The following is a 4211-nucleotide window of genomic DNA, read 5'->3' on the forward strand; positions in this document are numbered from 1 at the left end:
GCCATGGAGGTAGCCGACCAGATCGTGGTCATGAACCAGGGGCGGATCGAACAGGTGGGATCCCCTGCCGAGATCTACGATCACCCGGCCACCCCCTTTGTCATGAGCTTCATCGGCCCGGTCAACGAGCTCTCTCCCCGCTCCCTGTTATCTTGCCAGCTTCCCGAGGCCCAGGCGGGCCCGCACCAGCTCTTCTTGCGCCCCCACGATGTGCAGATCGAGGTCAACCCCAATAGCAGCGGCGTCTCGGCTTGGGTCAAAGAGATCATCCACCTGGGGCGGGAGATCCAGGCGGAGCTGATTCTCAGCGATGGCGGATCCCTGTGGGCCCACCTCAGCCGCGAGCAATATGCCAGCCAGCCGCTGCAGGTGGGGCAGCAGGTCTATGTCCGCCCCAAGGTGGTCAAGGCCTTTCCCCTCAAAAAAAACGATAAGAAAACTGCCATGACCCCGCTGGCAATGGCGGGACGGAGTCCGATGTCGCTGGGAGCTTGAGGAAAGTTGCAGCAAGCCGGGTTTCAACTGTCTTGGCCGTGGCGGCTGAGCTTGGGCTATCTCTTCCTGATGTTGGCCTTGCCGCTGGCGGCCTTGATCGCCAAGTCCAGCAGCGTCGGCTGGGCGGAGTTCTGGCGGATCGCGACGGATCCGGTGGCCCTCTCCGCCTATGAGGTTACTTTTGTAACCGCGCTGCTGGCGGCTTTGGTTAACGGCGTAATGGGCACCCTGACGGCTTGGGTGTTGGTGCGCTACGCCTTCCCCGGCAAAAAGCTCCTCGAGGGGTTGATCGATCTGCCCTTTGCCCTGCCCACGGCTGTGGCCGGCCTCACCCTGGCAACCGTTTACAGCAGCAACGGCTGGATTGGATCCCTTTTGGCCCCCTTGGGGATCCGCATTGCCTTTACCCGGCTGGGGGTGGGGGTGGCGATGCTGTTTATCTCTTTTCCCTTTGTGGTGCGGACGGTACAGCCGGTGCTGCAGGAGCTGGAACGAGATGTGGAAGAGGCGGCCTGGAGCTTGGGCGCCTCCCGCTGGCAGACCTTCTGGCAGGTGGTGCTGCCCCAGATTTTGCCCGCCGTGTTGACCGGCGTGGCCCTAGGGTTTTCCCGCGCTGTGGGTGAATATGGCTCCATTGTTATCATCGCCTCTAGCATCCCCTTCCGGGATCTCATCGCGGCAGTGCTGGTGATCCAGCGGCTGGAACAGTACGACTATGCCGGGGCAACGGTGATCGGGACGGCGATGCTGGGGATCTCGTTCTTGTCGCTGGTGGTGATTAACCTTCTGCAAGCCTGGGGAAGTCGCCATGAAACCTGACGGGATAGCGGGTGTCCAACCGGAGCCATCGACAAACCCTTGGCTGTCGGGCCTGTTGATCGGCATTGTCGGGCTCTACATCGCCCTGCTGCTTGGGATCCCGGTGGTGAACATCTTTTATCAGGCGTTTCGAGAAGGGATCCCAGCTTTTCTCCAGCACCTGACCGAGCGGGAGCTGCTCAGCGCCCTCCGATTGACGGTGCTGACGGCGCTGGTTGTTGTTCCCCTCAATACTTTTTTTGGCCTCTGCGCCGCCTTGGCCTTGGCTCGCCGCCGTTTTCCGGGGCGGGCTTTGCTGCTCAGCTTGATCGATCTGCCCTTTTCCATTTCCCCGGTGGTGGCCGGCCTGATGCTGGTGCTCCTCTTTGGCCGTCAGGGTTGGCTGGGATCCTGGAACCTGCGGGTCATCTTTGCCTTTCCGGGCATTGTGCTGGCCACGGCTTTCATCACGCTCCCTTTTGTAGTGCGGGAGGTACTGCCGGTGTTGGAAGAGGCCGGCAGCGAGGAAGAAGAAGCCGCCAAAACCCTGGGGGCCAATTCCTGGCAGATCTTCTGGCGCATCACCCTACCCAACATCCGCTGGGGACTCCTGTACGGGGTCATCCTGACCAATGCCCGCGCCATGGGGGAGTTCGGCGCTGTCGCGGTGGTCTCTGGCAACATCATTGGCCGCACCCAGACCCTTCCCTTATTTGTGGAAGATGCCTACCGCAGCTATGCCACGGGCTCGGCCTATGCGGCGGCAGTGGTGCTCTCCTTGCTGGCGGTGGTAACCCTGGTGGCCAAGGAGCTGCTGGAGCGGGGATCCCCTTCCCGCCGCATCTTCTAGACATCTTTTGGGATCCTTGCAATCAACGCTCTAACCCCCCTCTCCCTGAGGGAGAGGGGCCGGGGGTGAGGGCAGCCATGACCGTCATCGGCTAGGGTGTGGCTTAGACAGACTCGGTGAGGATCTCGGGCAGACAAACCTGGGTGCCCCCCAGGCCGCAGTAGCCGCGTGGGTTTTTGGCCAGGTACTGCTGGTGGTAGTCTTCGGCGTAGTAGAACTCTGGGGCGTCCAGGATCTCAGTGGTGATTTGGCCGTAGCCGTGGGCGCTCAGAGCCTGCTGGTAGAGATCGCGGGTTTTTTCCGCCAGCTCCCGTTGTGCCGGGGAATAGACGTAGATGCCGGAGCGATACTGGGTGCCCACATCATTGCCCTGGCGCATCCCTTGGGTGGGATCGTGGTTTTCCCAAAACACCTTCAAAAGCTGCAGGTAGCTAATCTGGCTGGGATCGTAAACCACCCGCACCACCTCGTTGTGGCCAGTCAAACCGGTGCAAACCTCCTCATAGGTGGGGTTGGGGGTATACCCGCCAGCGTAGCCCACGGCAGTGGTGAACACCCCGGGCAACTGCCAAAACTTGCGCTCCGCTCCCCAAAAGCAGCCCATGCCGAACAGGGCCAGCTCCATGCCCTCGGGAAAAGGGGGCTTTAGGGGCGTGCCCTTGACGTAGTGCCGGTTAACGATTGCCATTGGCTCGGAGCGGCCCGGCAAAGCCTCTTCCGGCGTGGGCAAGGTCAGCTTCTTGCTCAGTTTGCCAAAACCAAAGAGCGCCATGGCGGTAGCCCGATACATTCGTTAACATCTACCAGCCTAGCGTAGATAGCCGCTCTTGTCTCGAGAAAAGATTGGCAAGGGAGCGGCCTGGGGATTTCAGACCGCCAGCTCCACAACCACAGGGGCATGGTCGCTGGGCTTTTGTAGCCGCCGCGGCTCGACGTCGATCCAGCAGGCAGTGACCTTGTCCTGGAGCGGGGGAGAAAGGTAGAGGTGGTCGATGCGCCAGCCGCGATTCTTCTGAAACCCTCCGGCCCGGTAGTCCCACCAGCTAAAATGTCCGGGATCCGGGTTAAACTTGCGAAAGGCATCCTCAAACCCCAAAGCCAGGATCTCCCGCAGGGCCTGCCGTTCTGGCTCCGAGGCCATGATTTCTCCGGCCTTTTGGGGATCGTAGATATCGCGGTCTTCCAGGGCAATGTTAAAGTCCCCACAGAGCAAGATGGGATCCCCTTGGCTGAGGGCAACGGCCAGGTAGTCCTTCAGCGTGGCCAGCCAGCGCAACTTGTAGGCGTACTTGTCGGATCCCACCGCCTCGCCGTTGGGCACGTAGAGGTTGAGAATGCGGATCCCGTGGTAGAGGGCACCGATCAGCCGCTTTTGCTCGTCCAGGTCTGCAGCCGCCGACAGCAGCGCGCCAAACCCCCGCTCCACCTTCTCCGGCACCTCCCGGCTAATTACGGCCACGCCGTTGTAGGACTTTTGCCCGTACACCTCCACATGAAAGCCTCGCTCCTCAAAGGGGGCGCGGGGAAAGTCCTCATCCACCACCTTGGTCTCCTGCAAGCAGAGCACATCCAGGGATCCCTGCTTGTCTAGCCAAGCCAAAACTTGCGGCAACCGGGTGCGAATGGAGTTGACATTCCAGGTGGCCACTTGCATAGCAGCAGGTTCCCAAGACAACGCTCAGGCCACCATTTTGGCCAAACCCAGGGGATGGATCCCCTGGGGCGAGACCGCGATCCGGTAGGGCAACACCTCGACCCCCGCCTGCAGCGCCTGGCGAAACAGATGGGCATAGCGGGGATCCCGTTCTGCGCCAGGGGCGAACTCGGTGCAATCGGCACGGTTGATCCAGTACAGCAGCAGAGCCCGCTGCCCTTGCCGGCGGATCTCAATCAAATCTTCCAGGTGTTTTTGCCCGCGAGTCGTCACCGTATCCGGGAAGAGGGCGCGGGATCCCACGGCCCAGGTGGTATTTTTAACCTCTAGGTAGGCCAAGCCAGAGTCTCCTATCAGCAGGAAGTCGATTTTGCTCCTGCCGCAGGTCACTTCCCGTTGCCAACGAGAAAACCC

Annotated in this window: 6 protein-coding genes; 3 read left to right on the forward strand and 3 right to left on the reverse strand. The window is 61.2% G+C overall.

Features of this window, described 5'->3' with window-relative positions; translation table 11 throughout:
• The 3 genes from NW857_RS06470 to cysW form a co-directional block, all read left to right on the forward strand.
• The coding region (locus NW857_RS06470; RefSeq protein ID WP_414335337.1) for a TOBE domain-containing protein at window positions 1-495 on the forward strand (495 nt) is incomplete at its 5' end.
• A gap of 6 nt (window positions 496-501) precedes the next feature.
• Window positions 502-1314: a sulfate ABC transporter permease subunit CysT gene (cysT, locus tag NW857_RS06475; protein ID WP_414368383.1), complete on the forward strand. Its 813-nt coding sequence runs from the start codon at window positions 502-504 to the stop codon at window positions 1312-1314.
• On the forward strand, window positions 1304-2143 hold the full coding sequence (cysW, locus tag NW857_RS06480; RefSeq protein WP_414335334.1) for a sulfate ABC transporter permease subunit CysW: 840 nt from the start codon (window positions 1304-1306) through the stop codon (window positions 2141-2143). Before cysT ends, cysW begins: the two co-directional genes overlap by 11 nt.
• Window positions 2144-2246: 103 nt before the next feature.
• On the opposite strand, the gene msrA is transcribed toward cysW, so the two are convergent.
• The 3 genes from msrA to sfsA form a co-directional block, all read right to left on the reverse strand.
• A complete protein-coding gene (msrA, locus tag NW857_RS06485) occupies window positions 2247-2915 on the reverse strand; it encodes a peptide-methionine (S)-S-oxide reductase MsrA (protein WP_414335345.1) in 669 nt (222 codons plus the stop codon).
• A gap of 96 nt (window positions 2916-3011) precedes the next feature.
• Entirely contained in the window at window positions 3012-3797 is a 786-nt protein-coding gene (gene xth, locus NW857_RS06490) for an exodeoxyribonuclease III (protein ID WP_414363937.1), read from the reverse strand.
• Window positions 3798-3821: 24 nt separating this feature from the next.
• On the reverse strand, window positions 3822-4211 hold a 390-nt coding region (gene sfsA / locus NW857_RS06495; protein WP_414368386.1), incomplete at its 5' end, for a DNA/RNA nuclease SfsA.

This window comes from Synechococcus sp. H55.9 (assembly GCF_047462355.1).
GTDB lineage: Bacteria > Cyanobacteriota > Cyanobacteriia > Thermostichales > Thermostichaceae > Thermostichus.

Excerpts from the sequence above, each read along its gene's own strand:
- msrA (WP_414335345.1), bottom strand. The coding sequence starts at position 2,915 with ATGGCGCTCTTTGGTTTTGGCAAACTGAGCAAGAAGCTGACCTTGCCC.
- cysW (WP_414335334.1), top strand. The coding sequence starts at position 1,304 with ATGAAACCTGACGGGATAGCGGGTGTCCAACCGGAGCCATCGACAAAC.
- xth (WP_414363937.1), bottom strand. The coding sequence starts at position 3,797 with ATGCAAGTGGCCACCTGGAATGTCAACTCCATTCGCACCCGGTTGCCG.